Annotated in this window: 15 protein-coding genes; 5 read left to right on the top strand and 10 right to left on the bottom strand. The window is 71.6% G+C overall.

Translation table 11 applies throughout. From position 1 onward, the window contains the following. Positions 1 to 12: 12 nt before the first annotated feature. Genes JNUCC0626_RS14045 through JNUCC0626_RS14030 form a run of 4 tightly spaced genes read left to right on the top strand, consistent with a single transcriptional unit; the run spans position 13 to position 4,425 of the window. On the top strand, positions 13 to 1,233 hold the full coding sequence (locus tag JNUCC0626_RS14045; protein ID WP_394620180.1) for a cytochrome P450: 1,221 nt from the start codon (positions 13 to 15) through the stop codon (positions 1,231 to 1,233). Further along, positions 1,230 to 2,456, top strand: a complete 1,227-nt coding sequence (locus JNUCC0626_RS14040) for a cytochrome P450 (protein ID WP_394620179.1) — start codon at positions 1,230 to 1,232, stop codon at positions 2,454 to 2,456. The genes JNUCC0626_RS14045 and JNUCC0626_RS14040 overlap by 4 nt, the downstream gene beginning before the upstream one ends. Beyond that, complete coding sequence (locus JNUCC0626_RS14035) at positions 2,453 to 3,682, top strand: cytochrome P450 (protein ID WP_394620178.1); 1,230 nt, start codon at positions 2,453 to 2,455, stop codon at positions 3,680 to 3,682. The genes JNUCC0626_RS14040 and JNUCC0626_RS14035 overlap by 4 nt, the downstream gene beginning before the upstream one ends. Then, entirely contained in the window at positions 3,682 to 4,425 is a 744-nt protein-coding gene (locus JNUCC0626_RS14030) for a thioesterase II family protein (protein WP_394620177.1), read from the top strand. The genes JNUCC0626_RS14035 and JNUCC0626_RS14030 overlap by 1 nt, the downstream gene beginning before the upstream one ends. Before the next feature lie 154 nt (positions 4,426 to 4,579). Here JNUCC0626_RS14030 and JNUCC0626_RS14025 read toward each other — a convergent pair whose 3' ends face one another. Genes JNUCC0626_RS14025 through JNUCC0626_RS13995 form a run of 7 tightly spaced genes read right to left on the bottom strand, consistent with a single transcriptional unit; the run spans position 4,580 to position 12,597 of the window. Then, the gene (locus JNUCC0626_RS14025; protein WP_394620176.1) at positions 4,580 to 5,716 is read right to left on the bottom strand and encodes a M20 family metallopeptidase; all 1,137 of its coding nucleotides are present in this window, start codon (positions 5,714 to 5,716) and stop codon (positions 4,580 to 4,582) included. Beyond that, positions 5,713 to 6,636: a 4Fe-4S dicluster domain-containing protein gene (locus JNUCC0626_RS14020; RefSeq protein WP_394620175.1), complete on the bottom strand. Its 924-nt coding sequence runs from the start codon at positions 6,634 to 6,636 to the stop codon at positions 5,713 to 5,715. The genes JNUCC0626_RS14025 and JNUCC0626_RS14020 overlap by 4 nt, the downstream gene beginning before the upstream one ends. Beyond that, complete coding sequence (locus tag JNUCC0626_RS14015) at positions 6,633 to 8,816, bottom strand: FAD-binding oxidoreductase (RefSeq protein ID WP_394620174.1); 2,184 nt, start codon at positions 8,814 to 8,816, stop codon at positions 6,633 to 6,635. Before JNUCC0626_RS14015 ends, JNUCC0626_RS14020 begins: the two co-directional genes overlap by 4 nt. Position 8,817: 1 nt before the next feature. Next, the gene (locus JNUCC0626_RS14010; protein ID WP_394620173.1) at positions 8,818 to 9,858 is read right to left on the bottom strand and encodes a Gfo/Idh/MocA family protein; all 1,041 of its coding nucleotides are present in this window, start codon (positions 9,856 to 9,858) and stop codon (positions 8,818 to 8,820) included. 10 nt (positions 9,859 to 9,868) lie between these two features. Continuing rightward, complete coding sequence (locus tag JNUCC0626_RS14005) at positions 9,869 to 10,807, bottom strand: hypothetical protein (protein ID WP_394620172.1); 939 nt, start codon at positions 10,805 to 10,807, stop codon at positions 9,869 to 9,871. A gap of 20 nt (positions 10,808 to 10,827) precedes the next feature. Next, positions 10,828 to 11,733: a phytanoyl-CoA dioxygenase family protein gene (locus tag JNUCC0626_RS14000; RefSeq protein WP_394620171.1), complete on the bottom strand. Its 906-nt coding sequence runs from the start codon at positions 11,731 to 11,733 to the stop codon at positions 10,828 to 10,830. Continuing rightward, positions 11,734 to 12,597 carry a glycosyltransferase gene (locus tag JNUCC0626_RS13995; protein ID WP_394620170.1) on the bottom strand — a complete coding sequence of 288 codons (864 nt, stop codon included), beginning with the start codon at positions 12,595 to 12,597 and terminating at the stop codon, positions 11,734 to 11,736. Between the two features lie 65 nt (positions 12,598 to 12,662). Here JNUCC0626_RS13995 and JNUCC0626_RS13990 point away from each other — a divergent pair, with 65 nt between their 5' ends. Next, a complete protein-coding gene (locus JNUCC0626_RS13990) occupies positions 12,663 to 13,301 on the top strand; it encodes a heme oxygenase (biliverdin-producing) (protein WP_394620169.1) in 639 nt (212 codons plus the stop codon). Positions 13,302 to 13,317: 16 nt separating this feature from the next. Here JNUCC0626_RS13990 and JNUCC0626_RS13985 read toward each other — a convergent pair whose 3' ends face one another. The 3 genes from JNUCC0626_RS13985 to JNUCC0626_RS13975 form a co-directional block, all read right to left on the bottom strand. Further along, positions 13,318 to 15,258, bottom strand: coding sequence for an ABC transporter ATP-binding protein (locus JNUCC0626_RS13985; protein WP_394620168.1), 1,941 nt, complete (start codon positions 15,256 to 15,258; stop codon positions 13,318 to 13,320). Beyond that, positions 15,255 to 16,814 (bottom strand): class I adenylate-forming enzyme family protein, encoded by a 1,560-nt coding sequence (locus JNUCC0626_RS13980; protein WP_394620167.1) that lies wholly within the window; start codon positions 16,812 to 16,814, stop codon positions 15,255 to 15,257. The genes JNUCC0626_RS13985 and JNUCC0626_RS13980 overlap by 4 nt, the downstream gene beginning before the upstream one ends. 246 nt (positions 16,815 to 17,060) lie before the next feature. Continuing rightward, positions 17,061 to 18,206: a cytochrome P450 gene (locus tag JNUCC0626_RS13975; protein ID WP_394620166.1), complete on the bottom strand. Its 1,146-nt coding sequence runs from the start codon at positions 18,204 to 18,206 to the stop codon at positions 17,061 to 17,063. Between the last annotated feature and the right edge of the window lie 22 nt (positions 18,207 to 18,228).

Here is an 18,228-nt window from a genome sequence, read left to right as displayed (position 1 = left end):
AAGAGGAAGAAGATGACCGAGTTCGTCATGCCCGCGTTCGACCCCGCGCTGCTGCCCCCGTCCGTCCGGTTCGGACTGTCGGACACGCTGCCGTGGCTGGGCCGCATGCGTGCCGCCAACCCGGTGCTGCGCGACCCGTTCGGCATGCACCACGTGTTCACCCACGCCGAGGTCCAGCAGGCGCTGGCCAACCCCGGCACGTTCTCCAGCGACCCGTCGCACGTGATGCCGCAGGCCGCCGCCGAGCTGTCCGCCGGCATGCTCGCGGTGATGGACCCGCCCGCGCACACCAAGGTCCGCCGGATCGCGAGCGCGGCGTTCACCCCGAAGCGCGTCAAGGACCTCAACGACCGCATCTCGGGCATCGCCGAGGAACTGCTCGACGCAGCGCCGGAGGACGAGTTCGACTTCGTCACGGCGTTCTCGCAGTACCTGCCGCTGGTCGTGGTCTCGGAGCTGCTCGGCATCCCGAAGACCGACCTGCCGCAGTTCATCACGTGGACCGAGCAGCTGCTCCAGGTCACCGTGCCGAACCCGAACGACGCGGCCGAGATGGACGCCGCCCTGCAGGCCGCCCTGTTCGGCCCGCTCGTGCAGATGCAGCAGTACATGTCCGGCCTGTGCGCCGAGCTGCGCGCGAACCCGCGTGACGGCTTCATCAGCGACCTGCTCCAGGCCGAAGTGGACGGTGAGCGGCTCGCCGACCACGAGGCGGTCAACCTCGCCATCCAGCTGCTGCAGGCAGGGCACATCACGTCGGCGTCGGTGCTGGCCAACGCCGTGCTGAAGCTGGCGGAGAACCCGGAGATCGAGGCCAGGCTGCGCGCCGACCACGCCCTGATCCCCGCCGCGGTCGACGAGGTCCTGCGATTCACCCCGCCCGTGCCGCGCCTGCAGCGGTTCACCACGAAGGACACCGAGCTCGGCAGCGTGCAGATCCCGGCGAAGAGCATGGTCTTCCTGTCGCTGCTCTCGGCCAACCACGACGAGGCCGAGTTCACCGACCCGGACACGTTCGACATCGACCGCGGCGCCTCCCGCAACCTCACCTTCGGTCACGGCATCCACTACTGCTTCGGCGCGGCGCTGGCCAAGACCGAGGCGAAGCTCGGCCTCGCCGCACTGCTCAACCGCTACAGCGCGATCGAGGTCGTCACCGACGAGCCGGTCGAGTTCTACGAGAGCGAGCTGTTCACGCCGAAGTCGGTCCGCGTCCGGGTGAAGCGGGCGTGACCAGTTCACTGTCCACTGAGGACATCCCTTCGGCGCGGTTCGGTCTCGCGGACCAACTCGCCTGGCTGCGGCGCATGCGGGAGCGGGGCGAGGTGCACGTCGACGCGTTCGGCAACCACCACGTCTTCTCCTTCGCCGACGTCGAGCGGGTCACCAAGGACCCGGCCACGTTCTCCAGCAACCCGTCGCACGTGCTGCCGGCGGACGTGCCGAACATGACCGAGGGGATGATGCTCGTCACCGACCCGCCGCAGCACGGCAAGCTGCGGCGGCTCGCGGCCCAGGCGTTCACGCCCCGCAAGATGCGCGACCTCGTCCCGCGGGTCGCCGAGATCGCCGGCGAGCTGCTGGATCGCGCGCCGGCAGGCGGTTTCGACGCCGTCGAGCACTTCACCGTCGACCTGCCCGCGATCATGATCGCCGAGCTGTTCGGGATTCCGGCCGCCGACGCGGGCGCGTTCCGGACGCTGGTCGAGCAGATCATGGACATCGAACCGCCGAACCTCAAGGACTCCGCGGCGGTGCGCGCGGCCGCGGACAACGCGCTGGGCGGCCCGTTCCTCGAACTGATGGGCTACCTGCTGCAGTTGTGCGCACGGCGCCGCGCCGAGTCCGCACCGGGCCTGATCAACGACCTGGTGCACGCGGAACTGGACGGCCAGCGACTGACCGACCCCGAGATCGCCAGCCTGGCCGTGCAGATCCTGCAGGCGGGCCACCTCACCACCGCCGCGGTGCTCGGCCACGCCCTCGTGCTGCTCGCCGAGCACCCCCTGGCGCAGGCGGCCATCCGGACCGACCGCTCACTGATCCCCGGCGCGGTCGAGGAGGTGCTGCGGTGCCGTCCGCCGTCGACGCGCCTGCAGCGCTACACCACGGCCGACACCGAGATCGCCGGGCACCCGATCCCGGCGGGCGCGGTCGTCGTGCCGTGGATGCTCTCGGCGAACCACGACGACGCCGTGTTCGCCGAACCGGACACGTTCGACATCCACCGCGGCCCGAACCGGCACCTGACGTTCGGCCACGGCATCCACTTCTGCCTCGGCGCGACGCTCGCCCGCGTGGAAGTGGCGGGCGCGTTGAACGCCCTTCTCGACCGCATTCCCGAGTGGACGGTCGACGACGTCGTCGAGTACCGCGAATCCCATCTGCTGTTCGCACCGAAGCGGGTCCCGCTGGTCGTCAGCACCACCACGAACGATCGGAGAGATCCGGCATGACCGACACCCTCGACACTTCGACCGCGCTGCCGGCGTTCCCCCTGCCGCGCGGCAAGTGCCCGTACCAGCCGCCCGCCGGCTACGCGGAACTGCACCGGACGGCGCCGCTGTCCAAGGTGAAGCTCGTCGACGAGAAGACGGCCTGGGTCGTCACCGGCTACGCGGAGGCCCGCTCGCTGCTCTCCGACCCGCGGTTGTCCGCCGCCCGCTCGCACCCGGACTTCCCGAACAACGCCAAGATCATGCCCGGCACGGGCATGCCGCAGCCGGTGCCCGAGGGCGACGCGCTGACGTTCGCGCAACTCGACGACCCCGAGCACAACGCCCAGCGCCGCCTGGTGATCCCGAGCTTCACCCTGCGCCAGGCCAAGCTGATGCGTCCGAAGATCCAGCGGATCGTCGACGGGCTGATCGACGGCATGCTGGCCGGCGGCACCAGCGCCGACCTGGTCTCGCAGTTCGCCGTGCCGTTCCCGTCGATGATGATGGCGGAGCTCTTCGGCGTGCCCGAGGAGGACCGCGGGGTCTACACCGAGCACGTCCAGTACCTGGCGACGCGGCCGGACATGATGATCCCGGCGATCTACACCCTGAGCGACTTCTACACGAAGCTCTTCGACCGCAAGCGCACCGAGCCGGGCGAGGACCTGGCCACGCACATGGTCACGAGCTTCGACGAACGGCCGGGCGAGATCGGCTTCCAGCAGCTGCTGAACTCGGCGATGCTGGTGACGGTGTCCGGCAACGAGTCGACCATGACGATGATCTCGCTGGGCGCGTTCGCCGTCCTGAACAACCCGGCACAGGCCGACGTCCTGCGCGAGGACCCGATCGGCGCCGCACCGCGCGCCGTCGGGGAACTGCTGCGCTACATCTCCGCGGGCGACATCATCTCGCGCCTCGCCACCGAGGACATCGAGGTGGGAGGCCAGACGATCCGCGCGGGCGAGGGCGTCATCCTGGCCACCCCCGCGGTCAACCGCGACCCGGAGGCCTTCCCGTCGCCGGACGAGCTGGACCTGAGCCGTGACGACAAGACGCACCTGACGTTCGGCCACGGCCCGCACCAGTGCGTGGCCATGAACTTCGCCACCGCCGCCCTGGAGGTCGTCTTCTCGACCCTGTTCGCGCGCCTGCCCGGCCTGCGCCTGGCCGTGCCCGCGGAAGACGTGCCGCCAGGCGGCCTGGGCGTGTACCGCGTGGCCGAGCTGCCGGTGACGTGGTGATGCAGAACGCCTGGTTCCGGCGCTTCCACCCGTCCGCGGCACCCAGTGCACGCCTCGTGTGCCTGCCGCACGCGGGCGGCTCGGCGTCGTTCTACTTCCCGGTGTCCCGAGCCCTGGCCCCGGACGTCGAGGTCCTGGCGGTGCAGTACCCAGGCCGCCAGGACCGCCGCCACGAACCGTTCGTGCCGACCATCGGCGAGCTGGCAGACCAGATCACCGCCCTGCTGCGGCAGGAGTCCTCGCTGCCGACGGCCCTGTTCGGCCACAGCATGGGCGCGATGGTGGCCTACGAGGTGACCAGGCGCCTGGAAGCGGCGGGCGCCGCCCCGGAGGTCCTGTTCGTCTCGGGCCGCCGCGCCCCTGACCGCTACCGCGACGACCGCGTCCACACCCGATCCGACGAGGGCGTGATCGCCGAGATCCGCCGCCTGAGCGGCACGGACACCGACCTGCTGGGCGACGAGGAGGTCGTGCGCATGATCCTCCCGGTGGTGCGCAACGACTACCGCGCGGTGGAGACCTACCGCCACGAACCCGGCGCGGTGCTCTCGACGCCCGTGGTGGCCTTCACCGGCACCGAGGACCCGGTGGCACCCGTGCCGGACGTGGAGGCGTGGACGGAGCACACCACGGGCGGCTTCGAGCTGATCCCGTTGCCCGGCGGGCACTTCTTCCTGACCCGCCACCAGGACGTGCTGCTGCGGACCATCACCGGACGGCTGGCGGGCGCGGTCAGCGCCTGACCACGCCAGGAGGTCCGCTGGCCGCACCGTGCCCTGGCCAGCGGACCTCCGGCAGCCCGAAACCGAGTTCGTCGCTCAGGCAGGTTCTCGTGGGCGCTCAGTCGTTCCACACGCACTACGTCGCCGGGCGGTGGGCGTGGCGGGCCGATCGGACCTACCCGAGCAGGGTCCGCAGCACGGCCGTGATCTGCTTGTGTGCCAGGTGGAGTTCCTCGATCGGGACGTACTCGTCGGGTGCGTGGGCCCGCCGCAGGCTGCCGGGGCCGTAGACGACGGCGGGTGTGCCCGCCTGGCCGAAGAAGCGGGCGTCGGTCGCGCCCAGGAACGGAAGCGTCGACATCGGCCGGCCGGTGTCGCGCTGCGCGTCCTGGAACGCCAGTGCCAGCGGGTGGTCGGTCGCGATCGAGTGGGAGAGGAATCCGCCGCCCTGGTAGCGGCGCACCTCTATCGACAGGCCTTCGGTGCCGATGTCCTCGGCGGCCTGGGAGTAGAGGGTGAACACTGAGTCGCGCTCGGTGCCGGGCATTACCCGGATGTCGCAGCGCAGCGTGCAGCGGCCGGGGACGGTGCCGGGGTGGCCGGGCAGATCGAGGTGCCCGACGTTCAGGCGCGGGTGGCCGGGGAAGTCCGCCGAACGCGGGAGCCGCGCCACCCGTTCTTCCAGCGCGGTGACGTAGCCGACGGCGGCGCGGAAGGCGTCCACGCCCTCGTCCGGGGTTCCCGCGTGGGCGGCGCGGCCGGTGATCTCGATCTCGGCCCAGGCGTTGCCCAGTTGGGCCAGGGAGGGCACGCAGCCGGTCGGTTCGGCGACGATCGCGGCGTCTGCGGTGAGTTCGCCCTGGGCCAGCAGGTGCGCGGCGCCGACCACGCTGCCGTCTTCCTCGTCGGCGACCGACTGCACGATCAGTTCGCCGGTCCAGGCGGGGTTTTCGGCCAGTTCGCACGCCGCCGCCACGAACGCGGCCAGGCCGCCTTTGGTGTCGCAGGCGCCCAGGCCGTAGAGCCTGCCGTCGCGGATCTGGCTGTCGAAGGGGTCCGAGGTCCACTGGCGGAGGTCGCCGGCGGGCTTGGTGTCGGCGTGTCCCTGCAGGATCACCCTGGGGCCCGGACCCCTGGTGAGGCTGGCCACGACGTTGTCCCGGCCGGGTGTGGCCGCGACGGTGCGCACCTGGAAGCCGTGGGCGGACAGCACGTCGCCGACGAGGTCGCCGACCCGGCTCTCGTTGCCCGGCGGGTTCTGGGTGTCCAACTCGATGAGCGACCTGCACAGGTCCAGCACGTCGGGGATCATTCGGTTCCCTCCGTCGCGTCGAGCAGGGTGGCGATGTGGACGGCGCGCGGGTACCGCACCAGGGCCCGCGCATCGGCGGTGAGCAGGGTTCGGTCACCCAGTGCGCGCCGTTTGGCTTCTACGAGTCCATAGACGGTGTCGAGGACCGGACGGGCCAGCGTCACCGGCACGTCGGGGGAGTCGTCGCGGACCCAGTCCACAGGGGACGGACGCAGCGGGTAGACGTCGTGCGGTTCCGCGAGCCGCCAGCCTTCGGGCAGCAAGGCCGGATCCGGGCGCAGCAGTGGATCGAACACCACGACGGACAGGGGCGGCCGGGAACGGGCCAGGGCGGCCAGCCGTGCGGCGGCGGTGTCGTGCTCGGCGTGCAGTCCCACGTCGCGCAGAAGTCCGCTCGCCGATTCGACGGCGTGGACGAGCTCCTCGTCGACCACCGTGCGCGGATGCAGGTTCGCGACGCGGGCCACCGCCTCGGGAGCGACGCGGCGCAGCAGAGGTCCGAACACCGGGAGGACGCCGTCGTCCCGGTCGGCGCGGGCGTTTCCCGGTGTGGCGGCGAGCAGGTCGTGCACTGCGGTCAGGGTCAGCCGGACGCCGGGGTCGCGGTCGACGGCGTCGGCCACCGCGGCGGCCCGCTCGGCCAGCGGCGCCGTCTCCGCAGTCGCCCGGTAGGCCAGGACCGCGTCGGCCACCCGGACGCCGGTGGGGCACGGATCGTGGCAGGCGCCGCATTCCAGGCATCCGGCCAGGTGCGCCGCCGCGATCGTGCCGACGGGGCCGTCGAGTGCCGACCGCAGCAGGTGCACGCGTCCGCGGGGCGAGTCGCCCTCGGCGCGTTCGGGGGTGAACGTCGGGCACGAGGCCAGGCACAGCCCGCAGTCGGTGCACTTGCGGGTCTCGGCGCGCACGGTGTCGGTCATCGTCCACCCCCGAACGCGGCGACGACGGCGTGGGCGAGCGGCTCGTCGTCGGGTTCGGGCGTGCCGTCCCACCAGATCCGGTGGTGCCCGACCGAGGCGTACGCGGTCGTCCCCGGACGGCCCAGCAGGTCGGGGTGGTCCCACGGAGCCCCTGACACGCCTGCGCCGCAGGGCATCCGCATCGGCGGATCAGTCCACAGTGGACCTTCCTTCGCAGTGGCCGATGGCACGAGCTCGGTGAGCCGGTCGAGGTGGCGCCGCAGCGTTCCACCGCGCAGTTCGAGTCTCCCGGTGACGGTCGCTGTACCCGCCTCGACCAGAACCCCGAGGTGCGCGAACGGAAGCCGGGCTCGGTGCAGGCGCAGCACGAGATCGAGCGCGTCCGGAACGGCCAGGCCGGCAACGGACATCCGGCGCGTGTCGGAGGGGCGGGGGAGCAGCCGCAGCCGGACCCGCCGCGGTGTGCCGAGCCTGCCCCGGCCGCCGTGGACGAGCTTGCGCAGGTCGTAGCCGGCGACGTCCTTGGTCACCGTGCCGCCGAGGTCCAGGTCGCCGACGGTGGCGCCGAGCAGCAGGTCCCTCGGCCGGATCGGGTGCGGCTCGCGCAGCCCCGGCAGGCCGGCGTCGACGGCCGCGACGATCCCGTGGTCCGGCGTGGTGCCCAACGGCTCGTAGCACAGCTCGTACGGGGTGTCGGCCAGCATGGCCGCCGCCTCGGCGAACGTGGTGCTCTCGTCCGCCTCCAGGTAGGCGTCCAGCACGTCCACGCGCGGGTGTGCGGCGTGGAACGGCGGCGGTGTCGCCCTGGCCTCGGCGGGCAGCAGCTTGCCGGGGTTCGCCAGGCCATCGGGGTCGAACACGTGCTTCACCCCGCGCATGACGTCCAGGACGCGGGGCGGGAAGAACTCGGGCATCAGCTCGCGCTTCTCCAGGCCGACACCGTGCTCGCCGGTCAGCGCCCCGCCCATGGCGGCGCACTCGCGCAGGATGCGGTCGGAGAAGGCCCGCAGCCGCTGCTGGTGCCCAGAGTCGTCGGGATCGTAGAACGGGGTGGGGTGGACGTTGCCGTCGCCCGCGTGGAAGGTGTTGAGCACCGGCAGGCCGTACTCGTCCGCCGCGGCGCGGATGACCGCCATCAGCTCGGCCAGCCTGCCGCGAGGGGCGGTGGCGTCGAACAGGTAGTAGCGCGGGTGTCCGCTCACCGCGACCATGCGGCGGACCTTCTCCCGGACCAGCTCCGCCCGGCGTGGCAGGAACTCCGTCACCGGCAGGACCTCGTAGTGACCGCCGTGCGCGTGCACGCAGGCACGCAGCCGGTCCGCCTGATCGGCGACCTCCTCGCGGTGGCCCTGAAGCCCGACGAACAGCAGCGAGGAGTCGGTGTGGCCGGGCAGGCCGGGAACGTGCGCGCTGGTGAGCATGTCCATCGCGGACGGGAGCATCCCCGAAGCGAACACGTCCGTGACGGCGGCGACCGCGGCGTCCTGGTCGGCGAAGGTTGCTAGAACGACCCGCTCGATCTCGGGGGCGCGCACCAGCCGCAGTGTCGCCGCGGACACCGCGCCGAGGGTGCCCTCGGCGCCGACGGGCAGGGCGGCCAGGTCGAGTCCGCCCGCCCACACGCGCTGGTCGCCGAGTTCGACCACGGAACCGTTGGGACGGACCAGCTCCAGGGACCGCACGTGGTGGGCGGTCTGACCGCCGCCCAGCGCGTGCGGCCCGCCAGCGTTCTCGGCGATGTTGCCGCCGATGGTGCAGACCTGGTGCGAGGACGGGTCCGGCGGGTACTTCCAGCCGGCGTCGGCGGCGAGCCGGTGCACGGTGGCCAGCAACACCCCGGGCTCACAGCGCACCCATCCCGCGTCGAAGTCGGTGGCCAGCACCCGGTCCAGCCCGGCGGTGAGCACGATCATCCCGCCGCGGGCGGGCACGGCACCACCGCTGTAGCCCGTTCCCGCTCCGCGCACCACGTAGGGCACCCCGCAGGCGTGGGCCGCCGCGACCAGGGCGCGGAACTGGTCGCGGTCGCGCGGTGCGGCGACCAGGTCGGGCAGCCCGTGCTCCATCGACGCGTCGTAGGAGTGCAGGCGCAGGGTGTCCGGGTCGGCCTTCACCCGCTGCCCGCCCACGATGCGTTCCGCGCGGGAACGCAGCTCCGCCAACCGATCGGCGTCGCTCACGTCACCGCCTCGGGGGACGCTCGGCGCGCCCGGTGCCGATGGCGGTGATCGCCGCCTCACAGGTCGCCATCACGTCCAGCACGTGGTCGAGGAGGACGCGCTCGCTGGGTTCGCCGGCCGCCGACCGGTCGGCGAAGTGCTGCAGCTGGGCCACGAGCGCGCCGTGGCGCGCTCCGGCGTAGCGGGGCCAGAAGAACAGTTCCGGTGCGCTGACACCCGCTGCCGACCACTGCTGCACCACCGGCTCGCTGCGCAGGGTGTAAGTGCCTTCCACGGCGTGCACGACGGTGTCGAAGACGAACCCGTACGGGCACGTTTCGGCCAGGTGCCAGGAGTTCTGCACGACCGCGCGCAGCCCGCCCTCCCACTCCAGGACCAGATCGACCGCGTCCGGGGTCTCGCGGCCCAGCCAGTGCGAGGCGTGCGCGAAGACCCGGTCCGGCGCCGAGCCCGCGAACCACACGGCGAGATCGATGTCGTGCACGGACGCGTTGAGCACCGGGTGCGCGCGGCCGTAGACGTCGTGGGCGCGAGTCTGGAAGTGGCGGCTGAAAGACATGTGCCGCAACTGGTTGCCACGCACCAGCTCGGCCAGCGCGACGTGCCGGGAGTCGAAGCGCAACACCTGACCCACGTACAGGTTGCGGCCCAGGGTCCCGGCGAGTTCGACCAGGTCGGCGCAGGCCTGCCACGTGGTCGCCAGCGGCTTCTCCACCACCACGTCGACACCCGCTGTCAGGCCCGCGCGCACGCACGGTTCGTGCTGCTCCTCGGTGACCACGACGTCGAGGAGGTCGATCCCGGACGCCAGCATCTCCTCCACGCTGGCGTACCTGCGGACGCCCTCCGGCACCGCGCTGTCAGCCTCCCCGGCGTCGGCGTGGAAGTCGGCCTGGGCGTGCCCGGCGGTGTCGAACACCGACGGGTCGCGGTCGCAGACCGCGACGACCTCGGCGCCGCGCACCGAGGCCCACGCGTCGAGGTGGATCCGGCCGAACCAGCCCAGCCCGACGACTCCGACCCTGAGCGGACCGCTGCTCATCCCCGCCTCCTCAGACGAACGCGTCGACACGCGCGAAGTCGGCCTGTCCGGGCAGCAACTCGGCGGCGACGTCCAGGTACTGGTTCCACGCCCACTCCCACACGGCCTTGGCCCGCAACCAGTTCCGCTCCGCCTCGGCCCGCGAGCAGTCCCGGCCGCGCTGACGTTTGAGAGCGGACACCTCGTCGGCGACCACCAGGCCCGCGGGCCCGAACCGCTCGGCCACGTGCTCGCGGGCGCTGACCGCCCAGTCGGCCAGCAGGGCCATATGCCTGCCCGCGGCCAGTTCGTCGGCGCGCAGACCGAAGGAGATCGCGTCCTTGAACGCCTCCTCGGCGTAGCGGCTGGACTCCTCCACGAGCACCTCGGGCCGGTTGTGCCAGTCCAGTGCCCACGGCAGGTGGTCGAGGACGTTGCGGTAGTGCGACAGGGCGCGGTGCAGGGTCCGCGCCCACTCGGCGTCGCGGCGGGGGTGGCCTGCCAGCAGCAGGACGTCGGCCTCGTCGCCGTGCAGCATCCGGAAACCCAGGCACCAGCCGGGTCCGATGGTCGGCGGCAGCCGGTAGCGGATGTCCGCGTGCTCGTGCTCGAGGACCTTCGTCGTGACGGTCAGCAGGCGGGACGCGCGGATCGGGCGGTGGGAGACCGTGTAGGGATGGCAGTCGATCAGCAACTCCCAGTCCCGCCCGGCCAGTTCCTCGCGCAGCGCCGCCCACTCCGCGGCCAGTTCGAGGCGCAGGGCGTCGGCCTGGTGGTCGGCGGCGATGAGGTACACGTTGAGACTGGGCCGCTCGCGGTCCCACTGTCCCGCGATGTAGCTGCCGGTGACGAAGGCGGCGCACACCAGCTCCGCGCGCCGGGCGGCCAGGGCGCGTACCCGCTCGCAGACGTCTTCGAGCAGCTCTCCCGGTTCGACTCTGCCGCTCACCGAGTCCGTCTGGCTCTGCATCGTGGGGTTTCCTCTCGTCCTCACCAGTGCTGGCCGCGGGTGCTGTAGTACGCCCTGCTGTGCGACCCGCGCCGATCGGTGATCTCGGCGAACTCCCGCGGCGACGCCCAGCCCGTCGGGACGTCCCGGCCCACCAGCGCGCGCAAGGCCGGAGGTCTGCCCTCCAACGCCGCGTCGTCGTACAGGGCGGCGTAGTTCTCCTGCGGGCGCAGGTACATCCGGGCGAACAGGGTCGAGATGGTGAGGCGGACCCCGGCGGCGGTGCGGGGATAGGCGCCGTGCCAGGTGTTGCCGTGGAAGACGATCGCGGCACCGGACGGCACCTCGACCGGGACCATTTCCCGGACGCCCTGGCCTTCTCTCGGCCGGTAGCAGTAGCGGTGACTGCCCGGCACCATCGACAGGCAGCCGTCGGCGACGGTGTAGTCGGTCAGCGCGTAGTTGACGTTGGCCAGTTGCGCGTAGGGCGGCAGCGGGTCGGGCACGTAGGCGGTGTCGGAGTGGATGCCCAGCGCACAGCGGCCCGGACCCTTGACGTAGCCGGTGACGCTGCTGACGATCCGGCTCGCGCCGAGCAGGTAGGTCACCAGCGGCAGGGTTCGCGGGCTCAGGATCAGCTCCTCGAACGCGCGTCCGCCGCGGGTGAGCAGCAGCGGCACCTCCTGGGTGCGGTCCGCGTGGCTGCGTCCGGAGACCACGTCGACCGGGGCACCCTCGTCCTCGGCGGCCAGCCGGACCAGCGCCTCGGTCAACTCCGCGACCTGGTCGCCGTCGAGCGCGCCGGGCACGACCGTGTACCCGGTGGTCTCGAGGTCCACCACGTGTCCCTCCAGCCCGGCGTCGGCGATGGCGTCGCGCAGTCCGTCCACGCCGTCGGACACCCTGGGATAGCCGGGGTTCGTGTCGTCCACTTCGGTCTCTCCCATTCAGCCGACTTCCGCCCACTCGGTGCGTTCGGGCCGCCACGCGCCCGCGGCCTCGGCGCCCCGCCGGCGGGCGAGCAGGCCGAGAACCCGGTCCTGCACGGGTAAAAGCATCCCGACGGGGTCACTGCCGATGTGCCGGGCCCGATACTCGGCCAGTGCGGACTCCAGCGCCGTGGCGTCGGCGAGCCGCAGTGCGCGCAGCCTCGTCCAGCCCTGCTGGGTGCGGACCTTCTGGCGCATCCACTGCCCGGTGGACGCGGGCGCGGTGACCAGCACCCGAGCGGACGGCACGTAGTCGATCACGGCGCCGCGGTCGCGCGCGCTGAGTCCGACCGAGGCGTCGTCGAGGACCGGGACGAGAGGATCGGCGGCGGGGAAGTAGTTGCTGTGCAACGCGTAGAGCGCACCGGGCAACGCCCACCGCAGCTCCGGGTGTTCGGTGCGCAGGTCGTGCCAGGTGGCGAAGGTGATGGCGGACCACCGGCGCAGCACGGCGGGGCCGCGGTGACGCGGGTCGGTGCTGAGCGCTATCTGCCCTGCGGCGACGTCGGCGCCCCGGTCGAGTGCGGCGTCCAGCGCGGCGAACGCGTGCGGCTCGGGAACGACGTCCGCGTCGCAGAACAGCAGCCGATCTCCCGCCGCCCGCGCCACTCCGTCCCGGAGCGCGGGAAACTTGCCGACGGTGTCCGTGGTGATCCACTCGACCCGGCCGCGCGGCACCGGCAGAGCGGTGTGGAACGAGGTGCCCTCGGGTACCACCACCAGAACCTGCGCGCGGGCCTGGTCGGCGGCGGCCAGGATGTGCGGCAGGGTGTGCGGCAGCGTCAGTTCTTCGTTCCTGGCAGGCACAATCACGCTCAACATCGGCGCCACCGTCCTTCGGATGCCTCTAGGATTCCGGCGACGGAACCGACTGACAGGAGCTCGTGATGGGGTTCTCCCAGACGCTGCGTGACGCGCTGGCCGATGTGCACCGCAGGTCCGAACGCTGGGACTACCTGGACGCGTTGCTGGGCGGCACGCTGCCGATGGCCGCGTTCGTGGAGTTCACCGCACAGCGGTACTTCCTGTACTCGGCCTTCGAGGACGACGACTCCGCCGTGCGCGCCGACCCCGTGGCGGGCCGGTTCGTGTTCGACGAGCTGTCGCGCCTTGCCGTGGTGCGCACCGATCTGGAGCATTTCCACGGCCGGCACTGGGAAAAGGTCATCGAGCCGTTGCCCGCGGTCGCCGAACACTGCGCCAGAGTCAGGGAACTCGCCCGCGACTGGCCGGGCGGCTACGTCGCCCAGTACTACGTGCGCTACCTCGGCGACCTGCTCGGCGGGCAGGTGTTCCGCGAGAAGATGGCCAAGCACCACGGATTGACCGGACCGGGCATCCGGTTCTACGACTTCGCCGGCATCCCGGACGTGCCCGCCTTCCGCACCCGCTACCACGACCTCCTCGACGCCGTGCCGTGGGACGAGGACGAGCAAGCCAGGGTCGTGGGTGAGGCGATCGAGGCCTTCGACGCCACCCACCGGTTCTTCGTCGCGCTCGCCGACCGGACGATGCAGCCCAGATGACAGCACAGCCGGCCGCTCACTCACCGCGGCCAGGACGGGCGTCCGCGTCGACCTGGCTGCGGTAGAACCTGGCGTAGCGCCCGTCCGGAGTGGCCAGCAGTTCGTCGTGCGTGCCGTCCTCGCGCACACTTCCGTCGGCCAGGACGAGGATGCGGTCGGCGGAACGCACCGTGCGCAGCCGGTGGGCCATCAGCAGCACGGCGCGGTCGGCGAACAGCTCGCGCAGCGCGAGGTCGAGCTGTTCCTCGGTGACCGCGTCCAGTTGCGACGTCGGCTCGTCGAGGATCACCAGATCGGCGCGCGTGAGCAGGGCGCGGGCGACGGACAGCCGCTGTCGCTCGCCGCCGGAGAACCGGTAGCCCTTCTCGCCGACGACGGTCTGGTAGCCGTCGGGCAGTGAGCGCACCAGCCGGTCGAGCTGGGCCGCCTCGCACGCCTCCACCAGGTCGCTGTCGGAGGCGTCGGGGCACACGTAGCGCAGGTTCTCGGCGATGCTCTCGTGCCGGACGTGGGTTTCCTGGGTGATCAGCGCGACCGAGTTCGCCAGTTCCGCGGGCGTCAGCTCCGTGGTCGGCACCCCGCCCAGCAGCACCTCGCCCGCGGTCGGGGTGAACAGGCCCGCGGCGAGCATCGCGATCGTGCTCTTGCCCGCGCCGGACTCACCGACGATGGCGACCGTCTGTCCTTTCGCGACGGTGAGGTCGATGCCGTTCAGGACCCGGCGATGTCCTTCGGGGAGTTGGTCGGCCGGAGCGTCCGCGTGCGCGACCGCGTGGGGGACCGTGGTGATCCCGAACATGCCCGGCCCCGTCACCGTCGGCGCGTGGGAGAGACCCGGGATCGACACCTCCGCCGTGGACACGTGGTCGAACCTGACACCGCTGAACCGGAGCACGGCGTCGTCCGCGGCGCGCTCGCCGCCCGCCCGCCGGGCCACGGTCGCGGGCCGCAGGTCGGAGTCGAGCACGTCGAACACCCTGGTGAACGCCGCACCCGCGCGGAAGGCGGGGTAGCGCAGCCCGATGAGCGTGCTCACCGGAGCCTGGATCTGCCGCAGGTACAACAGGAACAGGATCAGGGTGCCGAGGGTGATGTTCCCTCCGGTGACCAGGATCGCGCCGCCGGCCAGCAGGGCGGTGGTCGTGATGGTGAACACCAGGTCGTAGCTGCGGCCCACGGCGGCCCGCCACGACGCCAGCCGCAGGGCCGTCTCGCGAACCTTGCCGGCCAGCTCGGCGAAGCGGGCTCGCTCGGCGTCGACCGCTCCCGCCTGCCGGGCCAGCAACACGCCGTCGCGGTTGAGCACCGACTCGACGTGGTTGGACAGATCGGAGTTGTGCTGGAAGGACGTGCGGATCACCGAGTTGATCCTGGCCTCGGCCAGGCGCACCGGCCACAGCACCAGCGGGACGATCAGCAACACGAGGGCGAGGCGGGGGTCCACGACCAGCAGCACGACGGCGGCGGTGGCCAGGGTGAGCGAACTGGCCAGTGCGGAACTCAGCACGCTGGTGAACAACGGCTCGACGGCGTAGACGTCGTTGGTGATCCGGCTGACGAGGGTGCCCGAGCGCACGGTCGTGTAGAAGGGCAGCGGCAACGACACCAGGTGGTCGAAGAGCCTGCGCTGCAGGTCGCTCGTGACGCTGTGGCCGATGCCGTCGGCGACCCTGGAGGCGACGAACGCGGCGGCGACCCCGAGCAGCCCGGTGACGCCGATCAACACCAGCGGCCACACCGCGGCCGCCATGCCGCCGCCCGCGCCGAGATCGTCGATCAGCTCGCGCAGCAGCACCGGCTGGCTCAGCGGCAGCATCGTGCTGCCCAGCACCAACACCAGCAGGAGCGCGATCCGGCTTCGGTAGGGACGCGCCGACGCCGCGATCCGGCGCAGCAGCACCGGGTCCCGCAGGATGGAGGGTGACTCCGACTTCTTTCTGGCGGGCTTGTCGCTCATGAACCGGCCTCGGGCTCGACCAGGGAGCGGACCACCGAGCGGCGCATTTTGCCTTCCTCGGTGCGCGGCAGGGCGTCGGTGAACCGGACGTCCGCCGGGATCTCGTGCGGTTCGAGCGCGTTGCGGCAGCGCCGCAGCACGTCCCCGGTGGAGAGGGCGGCGCCCGCACGCGGCTGCACCAACGCGTACAGGCGCATGCGTCCCTCCTCTGTGGTGGTGCCGACCACGGCTACGTCCGCCACGTCCGGGTCGGAGGCGATCACTTCCTCCACCGCGCTCGGAACCACTTTCCTGCCCTCGATCTCGAGGACTTCGGACATGCGGTCGGCCAGGAACAGGTACCCGTCCTCGTCCAGCCAGCCGAGGTCGGCGACGCTGACATGGCCGGGCAGGGCCGACGTCGTGCGCACGGCCCGTCCACCGACGAGGCTGTGCGCACGGCCGTGCGACTCGGGGAAGTAGATCTCGCCGACGGTCCCGGCGGGAACGTCCCGGCCGTGCTCGTCGACCACCCGCACGCCCTCGGGCCTGCCCACGGTTCCCGGCCGCTGCAACCATTCGGTGCCGTTGACGATCACCGGTCGCGCCGCGCCGCCGAGTTCGGAGCTGTAGTAGATCTCGAACAGGCGCTCCGGGCCCACCAGGTCCATCCACCCGCGCTTGACCCAGTGCGGACACGGTGCCGCGCCGTGGGTCACCCGCGACAGTCCCGCGAACGCGGACCGGTCCAGATCGGGCATGGCCAGCACGGCCATCATGTGCGACGGCGCGATGCCCAGCGAGTAGACCTCGTTGGCGCGCAGCAGTTCCACCACCGTTCGGGGGTCGAACTCGGTCATCGTGATCACCGCGGAGCCGGTGAGCAGCACGTGCAGGGACGGGGCGAAGTTGCCGGTGTGGAAGAGGTTCCCCGTGATCAGCCGGGTCGCCGCGCCGGGAACGGCACCGCGGCCGGTGTCGCGCAGTCCTGCCTTGGCGTAGGGCATGTCGGAGCGGCCCGCGAACCGCATCCGGTACTCCATGACCTTCGGCAGTCCGGTCGTCCCGCCGGACGTGAGGAACAGGTAGGGCGGCTGCTCGCCGCCGTCGGTCCACACACGACCCGGCGTGCGGTACGCCTCGGGCGCGGCGACGAACTCGGGAATCCAGTCAGGGCCGAGAACGTAGGTGTCGTAACGACGATGGGGCAGGGGGTCGACCAGAACCGGCCTGCCCAGCTCGGCACCCACCAGCTCCAGCAGCGCGTCGCGCTCGTCCGGCGTCAGGTTCGGACTGATCGGCAGGACCGGGATCGCGGCCAGCCAGGCACCGAACACCATGCTCAGGTAGGTGATGTGGTTGCGGACCCCGATGACCAGCAGGTCGGTCGGCCCGAGACCGTCGGCCTCGAACGTCCGGCGCATCGCGTGAGACCAGGAGACCAGGTCGCCGTAGGTGAGCCGGTCGACGCCGCCGTGGCGGCCCGCGACGACAAAAGCGGTCCGGTCCGGAGTTTCGTCGCCGATAGCCGCGATTCTCTCCAGAATCGCGGCGGCAGGCGGAGGTGTGGCCAGCATTCGACCTCGACGTTCGCATTCGTGGTGGGAAGGCAAAGGTAACACGCGTACGCCGACCGTTTGCGCGATTGCATCGTTCTGCTCTGTCAATACGGCGAACGTAGCAATTCGGTTTTCGAATGGGCGGTTTGGAGGCCTGGAAGTGTTGGGGGACAGTGCAAGCAGGAGATGGCGAATTTCGGCAAGACGTCGTTCGGAGCGCTGGGAGAAACGCAGAACAATGGTCGGCGAAAATAGTCCGAATTGTCAGTTCGAAGCGGGACGCAAACCGGTGGCCACGGTCATTCCCGGTGTGCGGACCCGGTCGCAATGCAACTGAGCGGGAAGCCCCCGGCTGGGATCGGTCATCGCTTCGACTCCCGCGACGGTGATCTGTTCGGCCAGCCAGGCCCCCGTGCACACGTGCTTGCCCCACCCGAACGCCACGTGCCTGCGCGGTGCTCTGCCGATGTCGACCCGTTCCGGCACCGGGAAGACCTGGGGATCGCGATTCGCCGCGGGCAGCACCAGGCGGACGCGGTCGCCGCCACCGATGACCTGTCCGCCCAACTCGATCTCGACCGAGGCACGCCGGGAGGCGAAGTGGAACGGCGAGCACAGCCGGACCATCTCGTCGGTGAACACCGAGGGCGCCGCCCGGAAACCGCTGAGCGCACCGGGATCGGCGACGGTGGCCAGCGCCTCCGCCAGCACCGTGCGCGTCGGTTCCAGCGCCCCGGTCAGGACCTGGGTGAACACGGCGACCAGATCGGCGTCGTCGGCGCCCGTTCGCACCACCTCGGCCAGCAGGCCGGAGGCGGTGCGCCGGTAGTCGCCGAGGCAGTACTCGGTGAGCCCGCGCAGTCCCGCGCGCGCCCGGTCGACCACACCCGCGTCGAACCGGCCCATGCCGAGGTAGCCGAGCACGTCGACGCCCCAGCCGGTGACCCGCTCGGCGTCCTCGGCGGGAGCGCCGAGAACCGTCATCACGGCCGCCGAGGTGTACGGAACGACGAAGCCGGAGAACAGGTCCGCGCCCACCGTGCCCGCCGCGGCCCCGGCCAGCGCCGCGAATCGCGCCGGCAGTTCGGCCGCACGCGCCGATCCGCGCATGGCCCGGCGCAGCTTCTCCCGCAGGAGGTCCTGCGCCGGGGCGTCGGAGAAGACCAGCCAGCGGCTCAGGTGGTCCTCCAACTCGCTCACGGTGGCCCGCTGGGCGTCGTCGAAGCCGGCGGTGGCGTGCTCGGTGGAACGGCCGAGGAAGCGCGTGTCGGTCAGGGCGGCGCGGACCTGGGCGTGCCTGCCGACGAACCAGGCACCCGTCTCGTCGTCGCGGACCGGGCCGGGCTGTTCGAGCAACCAGCGCAGGGTGGTGTCGAACTCGGTCGCGAGCAGGGTGTGCAGCCCGGTCATCGCCAGCCCTCCCAGATGTGGA

It is taken from the genome of Lentzea sp. JNUCC 0626 (assembly GCF_043632865.1).
Lineage (GTDB): Bacteria > Actinomycetota > Actinomycetes > Mycobacteriales > Pseudonocardiaceae > Lentzea.
The sequence above is the reverse complement of the archived record's forward strand: the minus strand, read 5'-3'. Positions and strand labels throughout refer to the sequence as shown.